Origin of the sequence: Colwellia sp. D2M02 (assembly GCF_018860755.1) — a bacterium.
GTDB classification, from domain to species: Bacteria; Pseudomonadota; Gammaproteobacteria; order Enterobacterales; family Alteromonadaceae; genus Colwellia; species Colwellia asteriadis.
Window position 1 is genome coordinate 1 of the sequence record NZ_JAHKPW010000029.1, and the last position, 17,098, is coordinate 17,098.

The following is a 17,098-nucleotide window of genomic DNA, read 5'->3' on the forward strand; positions in this document are numbered from 1 at the left end:
GAGTAGGACATTGCTAAACTTCTATTCGAGCGAAAGCTCACGAGAAGCCCGATTCGAAAGAGTCGGGCTTTTTGCTTTTCTGTATAAGGAAAAATTGCTTAATAGCAATGCTACTTTACGACTTAATAGTCTATAAATTCATGTTTTGTCTGTTAGGGAAAGCAGACATGTTATCTATATCCTGAGTGTTGGAGCTTTGACTGTTTAATGAGAAAATTGTTATCTTCCCCAGTAAAAATGGCATTAAGTGATGCCGAAAATAGTACTTACCAAAATGCGCTAATGTATATTAGTGAAATAAGCCTTAATTTGATGGCAACCAAAGTCAAAGAACGACCAGAGGATTTTTTAGGTTGGTGTACCGAGCTATTGCGTTTATGCCGTCATGATTTAAATCAAGAGTTATTAGATACTGCGCAGCACAAGCCGTTTAAAAAATTGCAGGAAATATTAGAGAGCGGTGCAAGCGTTAGCCAACTCAAAATGGCGCGTATTGCCCCTTGGCCTATCTTTGTTGATTTTATCAAGCAACAAAGTGACCTGAACGCGCTAGAAGAGCGCATGTCTTTACTATCGTATGTTAATACATTACAAGATACTCCTCTTGCTGAGATGTCTGAAAATGACCGTTTAGCATTTGCAGGTAAACATACTAACAATCACTCTCCTGCAATCTATGACTTTGATTGTGAATGGTTTGCTAGTACAAAAGGAGCTAAATTATTTCATATGCTGCTTGCTACTAAGCCGGAGAAATTTGATGAGGCATTACAGTGTATTCCATTGACTGGTGACGTTACTCCAAGTGAATATCAGAATTTTGTTAAAGCTTATAAAGCAATTTTTTCATCGTATGTTATCGAAAAGCCTAATGGTGAAAAAGCTCCTTTGGCTCCAGCAACTCGTCTATTAGCAATGCGTAGACCTGATCAATTCATCGCACTGACGACAAGTAAAATTGATGTTTTGTGTCAAGGTTTATCGATTGTTAAATTTAATAGCTTTGATTTTGATGGTTATTGGCAAGATATGATTGGCACCTTAAGAACTTTTGCATGGTGGCATCAAGTTGAGCCTGAAGATCAATACGAAAAATTGTTATGGAGTGCGCGCTCAATTCTGGTCGACTTGTTTTTATTTGCCGATGAAAATACTGCTTTTAGTTCTAATTATTTGCGTTTGAAAGATAAGGGCGCTAGTAAAAGTGTGTATAAATCATCATATCGACCTCGCACTAAACTGACACCTGAAGAGTTAGTTGATAATGCACTAGCGCAGGAAGATATACCTGAATATATTCAAGGAAAGCGCGAGTCAATTATTAAAGAAGTTAAAAACGGTAAGAGTGTCGAGCATGTAATTGGTTTAATGCGCGCTATATTTGGTTAAAACTGTTTCATTTAGTTTCGCATGTAGGCTCAATAAATTTATACGTTGAGCCTACATAGAGTGATGTGGGTTTAATGAAATGATTATTGAGTTATTGAATTAGTGTTTTTAAAGATTAAAAGCTATAGCACTAAGTAACAGAATAAAAACACATAATAAAAAAACGCACAGGTAGTAAATTGACCCTACTAATGTACCTCTACCAATCAGACCAAACGCGGATATTCTTTTCATTTCATCATCATAATTTAGACAAATTTTCCTATATATTAGAACATAATATAATGAGTACAGTGGAATCAGTGTGAATAATATTAGGCGACCATAAGGCTTACCGTATATCACGGTCACTAAAAATAAATAGCAGGCACAAGTAATAAAGCCATAAGCGCTATTGACGATAATTTTTGTTCTTTTAGTATCATCCATAATTTATGCTGTTAAGTTACTCGTGAGTACGGTATTTTTGCGGCTCAAACCGATAATGCCCAGTAATTTTATATTCAAAAAGCATATCGTTTATCTTAGGACCTTGGCCAATATTGTGAACAATCATTGGGTTGCCTGTTATAGTATCTACTTGAGCTATTACCATTCCTATATGCGGTAAATTACCTGGCAATTGCCAAGTCACAATATCACCAGCAGTATAATCAGCACTGTTTTGACTTATAGGTAAGGTTTTTCCCTTTCTTTTGAAGAAAGTTTGTAAATTGGGAACTCGTCGATGATCTATATTCTTATCTGGGTACTTTAACCCCCAAATACGTTTAGAAGGGTAAACGTTGAAATTATCGCGCATGTCTTCATGCACTAGTTGCTGTAAATCACTACCTAAACTTCGATAGGCCCTAATAATTACATCGGTACAAACACCAATATTACTCGGGACATCGCCATTTGGGTAAGGTATAGCTAGGTAAGTGCCATCATAAGTTACTTGGTGAGTTGTTCTTTCAAGTAAACTCGAGGTGATGTCTTTAGTGAAATTATCAGCCTGAGCTGGTAATGCTAAAGCTAAAACCCATAATGTGACGAATAGTATAAATTTTATCATTAATTTTTACCTATGAATAATACCGAGTAAAGTGAGTTAATAAAGTGAGTTAGGCGCCTAATAAAGGTAGCTGCTTTATTTTCTTATAACGCAACGCCATAGAAAGGCAATGTGATAATTCTTTAACAAGAATTGGCTCGGTTAAATTAAATACTAATGCTCTCTTACCTTGGTAAATAAAAGTATCACCGTATATTTCTTTGAAAGTTTCAATTAAGGTGGTATTGCAATTAAAGAATATGCAATATTCATCAGGTTGTGTTGCTTTCCAATCAAACCGAATTGTACTACCTGTTTTTACAAGGTAACTGGGTTCACCCCATTTTACAGTTTCGGTTACATCACCAACCTTATCTTCTTTAGCAATCTTAAATATAAGCTCTCGCACCATTGTTAATCGAGCTGCAACATGTGCGGGGTAGCTTGCAAACTTTTGTTGTACGTTTAAATCCATTTTGGTACTTCGTTTCATCGTTATATTAAGTTACTGTGATAATGTCTAAATAGCTAGCATACTAATTAGAGGTTTAGTTGCCAATCAAGCCATTGATATGTGCGACAACACTACGACCTAAAGCGCTCAGTGAGTAGCCCCCTTCAAGTACAGAGACAATTCTTCCCTCACTATAAATTTCCGCGATGACTTTTAATTCATCGGTGATCCAGCGATAATCGGCCTCAGTTAAACTTATCTGCGACATATCATCTTCAATATGCGCATCAAAGCCAGCAGAAATAAAAATAATCTCAGGTTTGAATTTATGTAGCGCGGGTAACCAATGCTCAGTCAATTTTTGACGAAATTGCTCACCTTTATCAGTCGCAGCTAACGGCGTATTAATGATTGGCGGTGTGTCACTTTCCGTAATTTCAAAGGGGTAGAGTGGGTATTGATAGCTTGAACAAAATAAATAGCCAGCATCATCATTAAAATGGTTTTTTATAATATCTTCGGTGCCATTACCATGATGAACATCAAAGTCGACAATTGCTACGCGTTTTAAACCATATTTTTGTTTTGCATAAGCCGCTGCAATGGCAACATTATTAAAAAAACAAAAGCCCATACCTTTATTATGTTCTGCATGGTGTCCTGGTGGACGTGTAGTGCAAAAAGCTGAGCCTAACGTTTTATTCATAACTAAATCAACCGCATCAATAACCGCACCAGCAGATAGCTGAATTGAAGTTAAGGTTTTTGCATTCATTATGCTGTCTTCACCAACGGTGAAATTTTCATCACCGTCTTGTGGGGCATTGTTATAAACAAAATCAATATATTCTTGGGTATGAGCAAGATTAAATAGCGACTTATCGATAGGGTTAGCATCAAATTGACGGACAACATAATCTAAGCCAGAGCGAATTAACTGATCTGAAATAGCGGTTAAGCGTTTGCCACTTTCAGGGTGGTGCTCACCCATATTATGTTCGCCACATCGATAGTGACCTATTATTCCTACTGACATATATTTCTCTTTTTTTCGTGTTTTTAGCGCGTAACCCTTAATAGTCACGCTTACGTAACAACTCAGTTAACTTTAATGAAACTCAATAAAGCTAATCAATATCATTATTGCTACTTTCAGGGAGGTTTTGCTCTACTGAAGAAGGCTCGTTTAAGGCAAGTTTTAAACTAACTTCATCAAAGTCTTCACTAGGTTGGCGAATAAAACCTGATCTTTCAAAAACTTTTAACATAGAGGCATTATCTCTACGCACGCAAGCGATTAAACTATCAAGTTTTCGGATTTTAGCAATAGCAATCATTTCAGCGAGTAAAGTGGTTGCCATTCCTCGGCCACGTAAGCTTTCTTTAATTACAAAAGCAACTTCACCGCTGTTTATACTCTCAATAAAGTAATAACGTGCAACGGCTTGTATTGCTTCGCCCAAATAGTCTCTGCGGGTAAAACACAAGGCTAAGTCTGTATGCTGATTAACACTAACCAGGTTGCATGACTTTTCACGTGTCATTTGCGTGATATGGTGGTTGTAACGCATAATTAACGTTTCTTTATTGTGAGAATAAAAAAACTCTTGCAGCTTACGTTCATCGGCAGGAGCAAGTGGTCTTAGGATATAATTGACGTTAGCAAAATTAAAACGTTTCATTTCAATTGCACCCAACTCAGGCACTGAACTTGGGCTACTCTCTTGGTATTCTGGCACCCAATAATGTTTACGTACATCGGCGAGTAATTGATCTCTGAATTTAGGGTGGGCAATACGGATAAGCTCTAACGCACGTTCGCGAATACTTTTACCCTGTAAAGAGGCAATACCAAACTCAGTAATAACATAAGACACATGGCCACGAGAGGTTACCACGCCGCCGCCTTCAGTAATATGCGCAACAATACGTGATATTTTTCCGTCTTTAGTTGTTGACGGTAGTGCGATGATAGGTTTACCACCTTTACTTAATGAGGCACCGCGAACAAAGTCAACTTGGCCACCAATACCACTATAAAATTGATAACCGATAGAGTCTGAGACAACTTGTCCTGTTAAGTCGACTTCAATAGCACTATTAATTGAAATCATGTTGTCATTTTTGGCTATTTTAACGGGCGAGTTAATATGCTCTGACGGATAAAACTCAATGTGTGGGTTACCGTCAACAAAGTCATAAACCTTTTGGCTACCAATGCAAAATGTTATAACAGCTTTGCCTTTATGGTAAGTTTTTCTTCGGTTGTTAATAACTCCTTTAAGCATTAAATCAATCACGCCATCAGATATCATTTCACTGTGAATACCTAAGTCTTTGTGGTTACCTAAATAACGTAGAACCGCCTCAGGAATTTTGCCAATACCTATTTGTAAGGTTGCGCCATTTTCAACGAGCATAGCAACGTATTGGCCAATTTGTTCGGTTCTTTGATCAAACTCTGGGGGAGTAACTTGCGGTAAGTCTTGGTCAACATTAATCCAGTCATGTATTTGATTAACGTGTACAAAACTATGACCATTAGTGCGTGGCATTTTAGTGTTTATTTGGGCAATAACATATTTAGCGGCTTTTACAGCAGATGAAACAATATCAACGCTCACCCCAAGAGAGCAGTAACCGTACTCATCAGGTGGGCTAACCATTATCAGTGCCACATCTAACGGCAAACTGTTTTCTAGAAATAAACGAGGTACATCTGAAATAAAGCAAGGGGTGTAATCACCACGTCCTTCAGCGATGGCTTCTCTGATATTTTTGCCGCCAATAAATAAGCTATTAACTTTAAATAAGTCCTTATGCTCAGGCTTTGCCCAAACATTCTCAGATAGCGTTAACATATGAACGGTTTCAATATCATGTAACCCTTCACTATTGGCAATTAAATTGTCAATTAGTGCATTAGGTACTGCGGCGTTAGAGCCGATGAAGATACGGTTACCTGACTTTAAATACTTGCTCCAATTGACATTATCACGCGACTCATCTAGTGGTGTCATAAAAGTTCCTTGTTTCGCTATTGCATATCACTCAAGTATGCGCTTATTAAATAAGCGCTTATTGATCATTATCAATTGAACGTTTGATATCTTACCAAATAAGATATAATTAGCGCCTTTTTATTTCAACAACAAACATAAGTACAGCCTATAAATGTTTGCTAAGGGTTTAATTTAGTGTCTTTTGAACAAGAAAGCGCCACTTGTGGGAAAATATTTATTATTGGGTTACCACGTACCGCAACTACCAGTGTTTGTTTAGCCATGTTAGAGCTTGGTTTTAAAACAGCGCATAACGCCTATACTCAACAAGCATTCATCGACGCCGAGGTGATTGCTGATACCCCCATTTTTTGTGACTACCAACAACTTGATAAACAATACCCTAACAGTCGTTTTATTTACTTATCACGCGAATCATCAAGTTGGTTACCGTCAATTAAGCAGCTATTACAGCGGATGATGGTTAACTTACAGCGTAATGATGGCGGCTTTAATCCACATTTAAAGCGTTGTTACAACCAAGTATTTTCACCATTAACGGCCGAGAATATTGCACAAGACGATTTTTTACTGTCATGTTACCAACAACACCAGCAAGGTATTGAAAACTACTTTACCGGTCGTGAGCAAGATTTACTCAGTATTGATGTGAGTGATGATACTAGCTATTTACGTTTGCTTTCTTTTTTGAAAATAGACCACAACGCTGCTAAAGCGACAGGTTTTCGAGTCATTAATACCGGTGGTAAGGTAAGAGCATGGCAAGGACTTAATCATGCCTTAAAAGTTGAGTCTACCAATAAAGGTCGTATTGATAAGGTTTTATATTAATTTTAAGCCCCTGAGATTGTAGAAATTAGGTATCGCAGGTAAAATTACGGCAATTATCGACTTAAGTTTAACATTACGTTCGCGTAATGGATGTAAGAGAGTATCAGATGTTTGAATTAAAATATGACACCGGCCAAGATTGGGTTGATGCAGTAATGGCTGATTTTAATAACTTTTTACAAGATCACGCTGCAGCAGAAAAAAAAGCTTCAGGTATGGCAATGGCAATGTTATCGCATTATCCTGATAAAGCTAAGCTAGTACGTGCTATGACCGATTTAGCTATTGAAGAGCTCATTCACTTCAAACAGGTATTAAAGCTATTAATTGCGCGTGATGTTACGTTAGGACAAGACAAAAAAGACCCTTATATTACGCAAATTCGTGCTTTATTTAGAAACGGTACTAATTTGTTTTTAATGGACAGATTATTAGTTGCTGCGGTAATTGAAGCCCGTGGTTATGAAAAGTTCTTTTTAGTGTCAGAGGCACTACCACCGGGTAAAGATAAAGATCTTTATGTGGCTATTGCTAAGTCTGAAGAAAAACATAAAAACTTATTTGTGGAGCTTGCCTATGAATACTTTGATAAAGCGATGGTTGACGAACGTCTAGAAGAAATCTTAATCGCGGAAGCTGAAATTTGCAAAGGCTTACCCATTAAAGCCGTTTTACATTAAGTCTACTTTGATGAATCAACGCTTTAATAGTCTAACCGCAGAGCTCATTAATAAGCGCAAAGCCGTTCATGAGCTTTGTCGCCAATATGCGCGTAGCCCCAGTAAAGGTAATTTAAAACGCGTTCGCGGTTTATTTGCACAATGTGGTGAGCAGGTAATTATTGAAGCGGGTTTTCATATGGATTATGGCGACCATGTTTATTTAGGTGATCGGGTATATATTAATGCTAATTGTATTATGCTCGATAGTGTTACTAATTTTAGTGTTATCGATGCCAATAATCAGCCAACGCATGCACCTAATAAAGCAATTACTATTGGTGATGATTGTATGATCGGACCTAATGTGCAGTTTCTTTCGGTAACTCATGACACTGACCCTATACAACGCCTTGAGCATAAATATAATTATGCGCAGTCTATTACCTTAGGTAACAATGTTTGGCTTGGCGGCGGCGTTATTGTTTTGGGCGGTGTTACGATAGGCGATAATAGTGTTGTGGGGGCAGGCAGTGTGGTTACTAAAAATATTGAACCTAATTGTGTGTATGTGGGTAATCCAGCCATAAAAATACGCAATCTTTAATCCTTCCTTATGTTATCGCCACATGTTGGTTAAAAAAACTATTATATCATCATAATGATATTGTTTTTTAATGAATAAATATTAACTTTATGTTTTATAAAGATTTATATTTTGGCATCGCTTTTGCTAATTCTATCTAAGCGTAGTGTGCACAACTTGAATGCTGTTTGAACTTTCTTAACAGGCTAGTTAGCAATTTAGCAATAAGGTTAAGAAGAAAGCCTAAGAGTCATGTAAAAGTGGCTAAATTTCATTACTATCAATTCAAGTTAAATAGCACTAGTAAAAGTTAACGTAACAAGGAAATATTTATGGCGGTTATTTTAGAAGATAGACCCACTGAAACTGTACGTAGTGAAGTTATTGATCAACTCATCATGAACTATAGTCATGGTGAATTATCATATGAAGCCTTTGAACGTCGCTTAGATAAAGCGATGGAATTACAAAATAATAAAGACCTTGTGCAACTCACCGAAGATTTACCTCTTGCGGTTGATAAAGCGTTTGTTGAAGGTAAAAAGCAGGGCTTAGCGCCAAATTATGTACCCGGAGAGGCTGAGGATGTTGATTATATGATTGATATTTTTAGCGGTGGTCATCGTCGTGGTATGTGGTCTGTCGCGAAAGAAATTCGCTGTTTAAGTATTTTTAGTGGTACAGAAATCGACTTTACCGATGCAAAATTCAGCCAACGTGAAGTGCGGGTTAAAGTGTTTAGTTTATTTAGCGGTATTGATATTCATGTTCCTGAGAATATAAATATTGTCAGTAAAGCTTTTTGTATCTTTGGTGCTGTTGATAACCATTTATCTAGCCAAAGCTCACAAGGTCTTGATATTGCTAATGCCACTAATCGTCCAACGCTGATTATTGAAGGTTTTTCAATTTTTAGTGGTATCGATATTAAAATTAAACGCAGTATGAAAGAGAAATTGGTTAGCCTCGCGGATAGCTTGAGACGACTATTTTCATAACCGAGTAACCATATAAAAATTAGAGCTAATGCTCAATGTTTGCTATAATTGAGCCTTAATCACGGTAATAGATAACTAAGGCTTTTTATGCGTTTTCTCTCTCGTCGTTTGGTAATGCCAAGTGATTTAAATTATGCCAATTCATTGTTCGGCGGTCGGGCATTAGAATGGATTGATGAAGAGGCCGCCATTTACGCAATTTGTCAGCTTGAAACTAATTGTTTAGTGACTAAACATATTGGTGAAATTAGTTTTGAGTCACCAGCAATGCAAGGTGATATAGTTGAGTTCGGTTTAGAAACTAAAAAGGTTGGCAAATCGTCAATTACGGTGACTTGTTTAGTGCGTAATAAAGTCACTAAAAAAACTATTTGTTTAGCAGACGATATTGTTTTTGTGCAAGTTGACCCACAAACACGTTTACCAATACCTCATGGTAAAACCATGGATATATTGGCTAAACAAACAGAAAAAGAAATTCAAACCCTAAATATGTAGCGTACTCGCTGTTGTTTACGGTTTACTGTTTAATACCTAGGCAGCAAACAAGGGGCATAAACGGTTATGGTTAAGTTTATGTCACTGGGGGAGTTTAGTCTTGGTTAGTCTCTTTAGACTCTGAGCGGTTGTGTCCAGAAAAGCCATGTTGCGAGGGAATAGTTCCCATTGTATGTTGGCTTTTTTTGCTTCTAGGTAACGTTTCCTTTCGCTCATTAAGTCCTTGTTTACGAAGCTTTTGTTTAGTTGTTTTTTCAAAAGTACTTAAGTTACCAATAATAATAACTAAGGCAACAATAATCATTATAATTGGGAGCCAGCTTTCCATTTGTATCACCTTTCTATTTATCTACGTTACGCACTCGCGTTATTAAGCGCGATTATAGCAGTTATCAGGTATCGCGTTAGTATTATTAATATAACGTGTCATGATCAATGTTAAATTTTCTTGAATGGTATTTTGCCCTAAAAGGGCTTGTTCATTATTCTCTGGTGGAATGTTGGCTGGTGAAGTGTTGCTTTGTGTTATACAACGTTGTTCGAAACAGCTTGATAGTAAATCAGTGGTTAATGCTTTTTGGTAATGCTTGGCCAATGGTGCATAAGAGATATGCCATAGCTCAGCAGCAACGCCGCCTTGGTATTTCTTATAAGGTAGATAAAAGCCAAATTGGTGCGCGTGCTTGGTTAACCACAAGGATAGTTGTGCAAGTGGTCCCGATGTTTGATATTCCCACGGCTCAAGTTTGAGTTGATAATCCTTTGGTAGTAAGTTAGTTGCATAAACATCAATATCACAGCCCCAATGGTGGCGACTTGCGCCAGGTAGGGCAGAGTAGAGCAAAATAGCATGTACTATTTCAATTGGTGTTAATGATGTTATATCAACGATATTGTTATCAACATCTTTAATCGGGCTTATTCCTGAAAACTTATTATTCCAAATTAGTCGTTGTCGCTCAAACGAACGAAAGCCACTGGCGATAGCAATATCAATTCCATCCTGTTGAGCACTATCAACCAAAGCTTGATAAGCATTTAGCATTTGTTTATTAATGCCAACACGCTCATTAATATAATGAATATGTTGATCACTTTGCCCGAGTAACTCTTCGGGCTTTATTGCTAGCAATTTTGTCATTATTTATGCTTTCAAGTTAGGTTTAGGTAACTTTATATTAGCTGTTATTTAGTTAGCACATTGACTAAACAGTTATAGTAAATATCAACCAGTAGCGCTAAGTCTTGGCATGATACGGATTCATTCACTTGATGAATCGTAGCATTACAAGGACCAAGTTCAATGACTTGGGCGCCCGTTGGAGCAATAAAACGCCCGTCAGAAGTACCACCAGAAGTCGATAATTGTGGTGGTGTGCCCGTAACATCATCAATGGCCTTTGATACAGCAGATAAAAATCCACCATGTACATTACTGTTATCATTAACTAGCTCAGTTAAAAAAGGCTTACCGTTAAAGGTCCATTTTATCTCATAATCTAATTGATGCTTATCGAGAATACTCTCTACCTGGGTAACAATAAGTTGATCTGTTAGCTCAGTACTGTAGCGTAAATTAAATAATGCAGTTATATGTCCTGGTACTACATTAGTTGCGCCGGTGCCAGAGTGAATGTTCGATAATTGAAAGCTAGTAGCAGGGAAATAATCATTGCCGTTGTCCCATTGTGTTTGACTTAACTCAGTTAGTGCTGGCATTGCTAAATGAATAGGGTTTTTTACATGCTCAGGGTAGGCTACATGCCCTTGCTTACCTTTAATGGTTACTTGTGCAGAAATAGAGCCTCGACGACCATTTTTAACAACATCACCAACATGGCTAGTACTTGAAGGCTCTCCAACAATACAATAAGTTATTTTTTCATTACGTGCTTCTAAAGTATCAATTACTTTAGTCGTACCATTAATAAAAGGGCCTTCTTCATCACTGGTTATTAAATAAGTGATTGCGCCGTGGTGGTTTGGATGATCCTTTACAAAACGCTCAGTGGCTATAATCATGGCAGCAATGCTCCCCTTCATATCAGCTGCACCGCGACCGTAAAGCATGCCATCAATAATTGTTGGCTCAAATGGTGGTGTATTCCACAGTTCAAGATTACCCGCGGGCACCACATCAGTGTGACCAGCAAAACAAAAGACTACTTGGTCATTTTCAGTGTTGTTAATACCGTTACGGCGTGACCATAAATTAGTGGTATCTGCAAAAATCATAGTTTCATTACTAAAGCCAACGTTGGCTAAGCGTTCACTTAATAATTTTTGACAGCCAGCATCCTCTGGGGTAACAGAAGCTCTTTCTATCAGGGCTTTGGCTAATAAAATAACATCACTTTCGAGGTTGTTTGAGTTCACTAATATGTCCTAATGATTGCTTTGATAATATTTACTTTGAGAATAATGACTACTTTTCAAATATGGTTTGATATTGCGCTTCTTTAAAACCTAAGTGTAGCTGTCCATTATGTTCTACTAATGGCCTTTTTAATAAGGTTGGTTGCGCTAAAACGGCATCAAACATAACTTGGTCGGTTAGGTTATCTTTAATTTCATCAGGTAAGTTACGAAAAGTAGTACTACGTTTATTGAGCAACAATGACCAATCAATTTTTTTGACAAAATCATTCAATAATTCAGTGGTTAATGGTTGTTTTTTAAAGTCGTAAAGCTCATGAGCAAGGTTATTTTTTTCTAACCATTTTGTTGCTTTTTTTACGGTATCGCAATTTTTGATGCCATATACGGTGATCATAGTATTCCTCGGCTAATTCAATTTATCTAAGTCGGTAATCTTACTTATTCCCTATATTACCAGATGACATTTTAATAGGGGATTATTTTATTGTAAGGGGTAAACACCTATAAAATAGGGTTTTTAATGGGTTTAAAGTCAATAGCTTACTTTTTAGTAAGAGAACAATGCCGTTTTTAGTGAAAAAGTGCAATGTAAGCTGCTTTATTCTATCCACAAAAGCTGTGGATAAAATTGTTACTAACCTTGGTGTCGATTGGTAGTTATATGATAATAAACAAAAAAATAACAGGTTGTTTTTTTGTTCAGTTTTGTAACTGTGGCGATAAATTATAGTTTTATATAAAAATAGCTGTTTTAAATAAGTGAGCTGTTAATTTTACTATTTTTAACGATTAAAGCCGGTTATGTATGGCTTTAATCGTTAGATAATTAAAAAATGATTAATTATTGAGTGGCTTGTATTGCAGTAAGTGCAATGGTGTAAACAATATCATCAACGAGTGCTCCTCGAGAAAGGTCATTGACGGGTTTATTCATTCCTTGAAGCATAGGGCCAATGCTTACTAAGTCTGCAGATCGCTGTACCGCTTTGTAGGTGGTATTGCCAGTATTAAGATCTGGAAATATAAATACCGTTGCTTGGCCTGCAACAGGGCTATTAGGGGCTTTTTTCTTAGCGACACTTTCCATAATTGCAGCATCATATTGTAACGGCCCGTCAATAATTAAATCAGGTCGCTTAGCTTTAGCTAATTGAGTGGCTTTAGCGACTTTTTCAACATCAGCGCCATGGCCAGAGCTTCCGGTACTGTAACTGATCATAGCCACTCTAGGTTCAATACCAAAAGCTGCGGCTGAGTCAGCCGATTGAATGGCAATATCAGCTAACTGTTCGGCATTGGGCTCTGGGTTGATTGCACAGTCACCGTAAACAAGTACTTGGTTGGGTAGTAGCATAAAGAAAATAGATGACACTAAAGAGCTGTTAGGTGCCGTTTTTATTAATTGCAGCGCGGGTCTAATCGTGTTTGCTGTGGTGTTAACAGCACCTGAAACTAAACCGTCCACTTGCCCCAGTTGTAGCATCATCGTGGCAAGAACTACGTTATCTTTTAAGTTTTCCTTAGCAATTACATCAGTTAACCCCTTACCTTTACGTAATTCGACTAAAGGTGCAACATAGTTATCACGAATATTATCAGGGTCGGTAATTAATAAGCTCTCAGGGAGCTGTATACCTTGATGTTCGGCAATTTGTAAAATTTCTTCTTTATTACCAATTAATTGGCAGCGAGCAATATTACGCTCGCAGCAAATTGCTGCCGCTTTGATGGTTCTAATATCATTACCTTCAGGTAGTACAATGAGTTTATTGGCACGACGGGCAAGTTCCGTGAGTTTATGTCGAAAGGCTGGCGGTGAAAATAAACTTTGCTTTTTGTTGGTAGAGGTGAGGGAGTCTAACCAACTATTATTTAAGTTATCGGCAACATGCTGCTTAACTTTGTCTTGACGTTGAATATCATCTTGCGGTATTTCAGGATTAAAGCTCATAATATGACGTGAAGTTTGCCATGTATCCCAAGGCACAGAAAGCACTGGCAAGCCAGCATCAAGTGCTTGCTTGCATAAATCCCATACTTGCTCTGATGGCTCAAAACCGTTGGTAAGTATTAAGCCTCCGAGCTTAGTACCATTGAGCGCAGATAAACAGGTCGCGATAATAATGTCAGTACGATCACCAGGCGTAACAATGAGTCGCCCTGGAATAAGATAACTGACTAAGTTAGAGACCGTACGTGCGCAAAAAGCAACACTGCGAAAGCGGCGGTGTTGCATATCACCAGCATTAATAACGGTAGCTTCTAAATAACCACAAATATCAATAACACGTGGCGCAATAAGATCCATTTCCCAGGTTACAGTACCGAGTAAATCAAAATGACGATCTTTAAAAATAGCTAGGTTTTGCCATTGAGCTAAATTAAAGTCACTATCAATGTCTTCTTCTTTAGCTAAAAAACCATGTTCGTCTTGATCTGGGCTATTGAGTTTATTAATAATACAGCCGATAAGGTTTTTACTTTTTAAACCGCCATATGTTGCGGCGCTGACCTCAAGTCTATCTTCAAAGTCTTCTGCGCTATCGTTATCAGGGCTAGCCACTAATACAATATCAGCCGATAATGCTTGTGCAACATCGCGATTAATACGACCCGCATAAGGCTGTCTGACTGTGGGTACTAAGCCTTCAATAATCACCACGTCATGGTTTTTATTAAAGTCATCAAAGTTGGCAACAATTTCTTCTAATACTACGTCGTGTAAGCCATCACCGACTTTTCCCTCAACATAACTAAGAGAAACACTGCTGCTATTTTGAGAAAGGCTAATGGCGTCTATTTTTTTATTTTTTTTCGCTAAACTGTTACGTGATGGTTGGCTAATGGGTTTGAAGTGACCGACGTTAATACCTTTTTGTTGGCATGCATGCAATAAACCTAAAGAGACGCTAGTTAGGCCAACTCCCGAGCCAACAGGGATAAGCATAATTCTATGTGACATAAGATAAATCCTATTTAATACGGTGTAAGTTGCTAGGGTAATGTTTAGAGTTCAAGGAGTTTGGCCGACTGCTCGGCAATCACCCACTCTTCATTGGTAGCGATAACTAAACAAGCACGAGCATTTTCTTTGGCTATATTGCCCCCTTGGCCAAAACGAGCGGCTGTGTTTTTCTCATCACAAACAAAAAAGTTTAATAAACCTAATTGTTTGATTATTTCAGCGCGTACCCAGCTCGAGTTTTCACCAATACCACCGGTAAAAATTAAAGCATCTAGCTGCGTTAAACTGGCACTATATGAAGCAATGCTTTTGGCGATACGGTAACAAAAAACACGTAATGCGAGCGTTGCTTGTTTTTGCTCTTTTTCATCAAGGCTATTAAGCATCGCATCTTCTAAAGTACGACAGTCATTGCTAAGTTGAGAAAGCCCGAGTAAGCCACTCTTTTTATTCAGTAAAGTATCTACATCGTCAATGTTGTAACCGAGTTTATTAACGAGGTGAAAAATAATGCCAGCATCTATATCACCACTGCGTGTCCCCATCATTACCCCTTCAAGGGGAGTCATACCTAAACTAGTATCAACGCTTTCTCCAGCTTTAATCGCAGTAATACTGCAGCCATTACCTAAGTGCGCACTAATTAAATGACATTCACTTAACGGCTTGTTAAGCAACGAGGCAGCTTGTTTTGCAACAAAGTAGTGACTGGTGCCATGAAATCCATAGCGTCTAATGCCATGCTCTGTATATAACGTAGAAGGAATACCGTATAGGTATGCTTTTTCAGGCATTGTTTGATGAAAAGCAGTGTCAAAAATTGCGACTTGTGGTAATTGTGAAAATGCAGTTTTGCAGGCCTTTATACCAATTAAGTTTGCGGGATTATGTAATGGCGCTAACGCAGCTAACTGATTAATTTCTTGTTCTACTTTTGCTGTAATAAGCACGGGTTGCGCATATTTTTCACCACCGTGTACAACTCGATGACCTACCGCTTTAATCATGTTCACTAAGTTATTATCGTGTAAGTGTTGCACTAATACGGCTAAAGCAGATTGATGATCAAAAGGTGAGGTTAATGGTAATACTGTTTTTTCTTGTGCATGTTTTAGCGTAATGCTGGCTTGTTTGGTTAATAAGCACTCTGCTAAACCAGATAATAAGGTGTCACCGGTATGTGGCTGAATAAGTGAGAATTTAACCGATGAACTACCACAGTTAATCACTAAAATAGCTATTGGGTTGTTGGTGTTATTTTGATTCATAAATCGTGTCTTATTTCAATGTAAGTTGAGGACAATAGATACGCTTAATTTATCTTTTAGTTTCTTGAGCGAACTTTTGGTAAAGAAGTCAATAGGCGAATTTATGAAAATAATTATAGCGCTTCCACTCGTAAAAAAACTTGATGTATTACATCTTTTTACAAGATTATATTATTGAAACTGTCGATAGCGATAACAAACTGCTATAGTAGCTATATGAACTTATCTGTTGTACAACTCATTAAATTGGGGCAAAAGTATTTATCGCTATGGCCAAATAAGCCAGAGCTTAATCGGTATTTCTCCGATTATAAAAGCGTACAAATTGCCCGTTTAATTTGCCGACATTTTCCAGCGTTAGCGTTGTTTATTTTTACGATGCAGCTTTATATTGCCTCGGGTTATCCATTAGGTCATGGCTCTGCTGAAAAATTGATGGCAGCTTTACCACAAGCATTAGTTTATGCGATTTTTTTATTGAGTATTCCGATACATGCCCTAATTATTTCTGGTGTTAAGGCTGATACTTTATTACCGCCGTCATTAGAGTCTTGGTATCGTAACGGTTTAGAAAAAGCGAAACAGCAAGGTAGTGATCGAGATAAAATAAATACAGTTAACAGCGAAGCTGATAACGATAACATTAGTCATATTAGTCAACTTACGTTATATAAACCACGCTATATCGACTTAGCGCAATTATTACAGTTAAGTTTTCCAGCACGTAATTAATGCCAAGCTCAGATTAACTAACTCAGGTTAGGTAGCCTGAGTTAGTTAACCTGAGCTCGGCTTAACAAATGTTTCTCTAGCAGCTACTTTTCCTAACTTCTTCGTTAAATTTACTTGCAATAGGCAAGCTATTGACGCGAAATTTACCTTGAATTAAGAAAAACTATCAAGCTAGCGATGCAGAAAAATAATTTTTGATGATATTTCAATTTGTTAAATATCTCTTAAACCGAGTTCAGGTTAATTATTCCCTCTTAACGTTCGTCATTAATATTAAGCA

The 17,098-nt window shown here is 37.5% G+C and carries 17 protein-coding genes; 7 read left to right on the plus strand and 10 right to left on the minus strand.

The features are described 5' to 3' along the window. The first annotated feature begins 207 nt into the window (after positions 1–207). Complete coding sequence (locus tag KO495_RS03825) at positions 208–1,389, plus strand: hypothetical protein (protein ID WP_215979075.1); 1,182 nt, start codon at positions 208–210, stop codon at positions 1,387–1,389. 445 nt (positions 1,390–1,834) lie between these two features. On the opposite strand, the gene KO495_RS03830 is transcribed toward KO495_RS03825, so the two are convergent. The 4 genes from KO495_RS03830 to KO495_RS03845 form a co-directional block, all read right to left on the minus strand. Next, the gene (locus KO495_RS03830; protein WP_215979076.1) at positions 1,835–2,446 is read right to left on the minus strand and encodes a DUF1287 domain-containing protein; all 612 of its coding nucleotides are present in this window, start codon (positions 2,444–2,446) and stop codon (positions 1,835–1,837) included. Positions 2,447–2,495: 49 nt separating this feature from the next. Continuing rightward, positions 2,496–2,900, minus strand: coding sequence for a DUF1801 domain-containing protein (locus KO495_RS03835; RefSeq protein WP_215979077.1), 405 nt, complete (start codon positions 2,898–2,900; stop codon positions 2,496–2,498). Positions 2,901–2,973: 73 nt separating this feature from the next. Further along, the gene (locus KO495_RS03840; protein ID WP_215979078.1) at positions 2,974–3,915 is read right to left on the minus strand and encodes a histone deacetylase family protein; all 942 of its coding nucleotides are present in this window, start codon (positions 3,913–3,915) and stop codon (positions 2,974–2,976) included. A gap of 91 nt (positions 3,916–4,006) precedes the next feature. Further along, a complete protein-coding gene (locus KO495_RS03845; protein ID WP_215979079.1) occupies positions 4,007–5,899 on the minus strand; it encodes a GNAT family N-acetyltransferase in 1,893 nt (630 codons plus the stop codon). A 177-nt stretch (positions 5,900–6,076) separates the two neighbouring features. On the opposite strand from KO495_RS03845, the gene KO495_RS03850 reads away from it, so the two are divergent. The 5 genes from KO495_RS03850 (at position 6,077) to KO495_RS03870 (ending at position 9,474) form a co-directional block, all read left to right on the plus strand. Then, positions 6,077–6,733 carry a sulfotransferase gene (locus KO495_RS03850; RefSeq protein ID WP_354668361.1) on the plus strand — a complete coding sequence of 219 codons (657 nt, stop codon included), beginning with the start codon at positions 6,077–6,079 and terminating at the stop codon, positions 6,731–6,733. 107 nt (positions 6,734–6,840) lie between these two features. Further along, a complete protein-coding gene (locus KO495_RS03855; protein ID WP_215979080.1) occupies positions 6,841–7,413 on the plus strand; it encodes a tRNA-(ms[2]io[6]A)-hydroxylase in 573 nt (190 codons plus the stop codon). A 10-nt stretch (positions 7,414–7,423) separates the two neighbouring features. Then, a complete protein-coding gene (locus KO495_RS03860) occupies positions 7,424–7,999 on the plus strand; it encodes a sugar O-acetyltransferase (RefSeq protein ID WP_215979081.1) in 576 nt (191 codons plus the stop codon). 311 nt (positions 8,000–8,310) lie between these two features. Continuing rightward, a complete protein-coding gene (locus KO495_RS03865) occupies positions 8,311–8,976 on the plus strand; it encodes a LiaF domain-containing protein (protein WP_215979082.1) in 666 nt (221 codons plus the stop codon). Between the two features lie 87 nt (positions 8,977–9,063). After that, on the plus strand, positions 9,064–9,474 hold the full coding sequence (locus tag KO495_RS03870) for a hotdog domain-containing protein (protein WP_215979083.1): 411 nt from the start codon (positions 9,064–9,066) through the stop codon (positions 9,472–9,474). 94 nt (positions 9,475–9,568) lie between these two features. Here the strand turns inward: KO495_RS03870 and KO495_RS03875 are convergent, their stop codons facing one another. From KO495_RS03875 to KO495_RS03900, 6 genes are all read right to left on the minus strand, one after another. Further along, complete coding sequence (locus tag KO495_RS03875) at positions 9,569–9,802, minus strand: DUF2897 family protein (RefSeq protein WP_215979084.1); 234 nt, start codon at positions 9,800–9,802, stop codon at positions 9,569–9,571. A 42-nt stretch (positions 9,803–9,844) separates the two neighbouring features. Further along, positions 9,845–10,615: a M15 family metallopeptidase gene (locus KO495_RS03880; RefSeq protein ID WP_215979085.1), complete on the minus strand. Its 771-nt coding sequence runs from the start codon at positions 10,613–10,615 to the stop codon at positions 9,845–9,847. A gap of 44 nt (positions 10,616–10,659) precedes the next feature. Next, entirely contained in the window at positions 10,660–11,850 is a 1,191-nt protein-coding gene (gene dapE / locus KO495_RS03885; RefSeq protein WP_215979086.1) for a succinyl-diaminopimelate desuccinylase, read from the minus strand. A 49-nt stretch (positions 11,851–11,899) separates the two neighbouring features. Then, positions 11,900–12,247, minus strand: coding sequence for a Spx/MgsR family RNA polymerase-binding regulatory protein (locus tag KO495_RS03890; RefSeq protein WP_215979087.1), 348 nt, complete (start codon positions 12,245–12,247; stop codon positions 11,900–11,902). A 447-nt stretch (positions 12,248–12,694) separates the two neighbouring features. Continuing rightward, positions 12,695–14,815, minus strand: a complete 2,121-nt coding sequence (pta, locus tag KO495_RS03895) for a phosphate acetyltransferase (protein ID WP_215979088.1) — start codon at positions 14,813–14,815, stop codon at positions 12,695–12,697. Between the two features lie 44 nt (positions 14,816–14,859). Continuing rightward, positions 14,860–16,086 (minus strand): acetate kinase, encoded by a 1,227-nt coding sequence (locus KO495_RS03900; protein ID WP_215979089.1) that lies wholly within the window; start codon positions 16,084–16,086, stop codon positions 14,860–14,862. 216 nt (positions 16,087–16,302) lie between these two features. On the opposite strand from KO495_RS03900, the gene KO495_RS03905 reads away from it, so the two are divergent. Beyond that, positions 16,303–16,818, plus strand: a complete 516-nt coding sequence (locus KO495_RS03905) for a DUF412 family protein (RefSeq protein WP_215979090.1) — start codon at positions 16,303–16,305, stop codon at positions 16,816–16,818. Positions 16,819–17,098: the final 280 nt, after the last annotated feature.

What these genes read in the sequence shown, in the direction of transcription:
- KO495_RS03825 (WP_215979075.1), top strand. Translation starts at nt 208, where the DNA reads ATGAGAAAATTGTTATCTTCCCCAGTAAAAATGGCATTAAGTGATGCC.
- KO495_RS03830 (WP_215979076.1), bottom strand. Translation starts at nt 2,446, where the DNA reads ATGATAAAATTTATACTATTCGTCACATTATGGGTTTTAGCTTTAGCA.
- KO495_RS03835 (WP_215979077.1), bottom strand. Translation starts at nt 2,900, where the DNA reads ATGGATTTAAACGTACAACAAAAGTTTGCAAGCTACCCCGCACATGTT.
- KO495_RS03840 (WP_215979078.1), bottom strand. Translation starts at nt 3,915, where the DNA reads ATGTCAGTAGGAATAATAGGTCACTATCGATGTGGCGAACATAATATG.
- KO495_RS03845 (WP_215979079.1), bottom strand. Translation starts at nt 5,899, where the DNA reads ATGACACCACTAGATGAGTCGCGTGATAATGTCAATTGGAGCAAGTAT.
- KO495_RS03855 (WP_215979080.1), top strand. Translation starts at nt 6,841, where the DNA reads ATGTTTGAATTAAAATATGACACCGGCCAAGATTGGGTTGATGCAGTA.
- KO495_RS03860 (WP_215979081.1), top strand. Translation starts at nt 7,424, where the DNA reads ATGAATCAACGCTTTAATAGTCTAACCGCAGAGCTCATTAATAAGCGC.
- KO495_RS03865 (WP_215979082.1), top strand. Translation starts at nt 8,311, where the DNA reads ATGGCGGTTATTTTAGAAGATAGACCCACTGAAACTGTACGTAGTGAA.
- KO495_RS03870 (WP_215979083.1), top strand. Translation starts at nt 9,064, where the DNA reads ATGCGTTTTCTCTCTCGTCGTTTGGTAATGCCAAGTGATTTAAATTAT.
- KO495_RS03875 (WP_215979084.1), bottom strand. Translation starts at nt 9,802, where the DNA reads ATGGAAAGCTGGCTCCCAATTATAATGATTATTGTTGCCTTAGTTATT.
- KO495_RS03880 (WP_215979085.1), bottom strand. Translation starts at nt 10,615, where the DNA reads ATGACAAAATTGCTAGCAATAAAGCCCGAAGAGTTACTCGGGCAAAGT.
- KO495_RS03890 (WP_215979087.1), bottom strand. Translation starts at nt 12,247, where the DNA reads ATGATCACCGTATATGGCATCAAAAATTGCGATACCGTAAAAAAAGCA.
- pta (WP_215979088.1), bottom strand. Translation starts at nt 14,815, where the DNA reads ATGTCACATAGAATTATGCTTATCCCTGTTGGCTCGGGAGTTGGCCTA.
- KO495_RS03900 (WP_215979089.1), bottom strand. Translation starts at nt 16,086, where the DNA reads ATGAATCAAAATAACACCAACAACCCAATAGCTATTTTAGTGATTAAC.
- KO495_RS03905 (WP_215979090.1), top strand. Translation starts at nt 16,303, where the DNA reads ATGAACTTATCTGTTGTACAACTCATTAAATTGGGGCAAAAGTATTTA.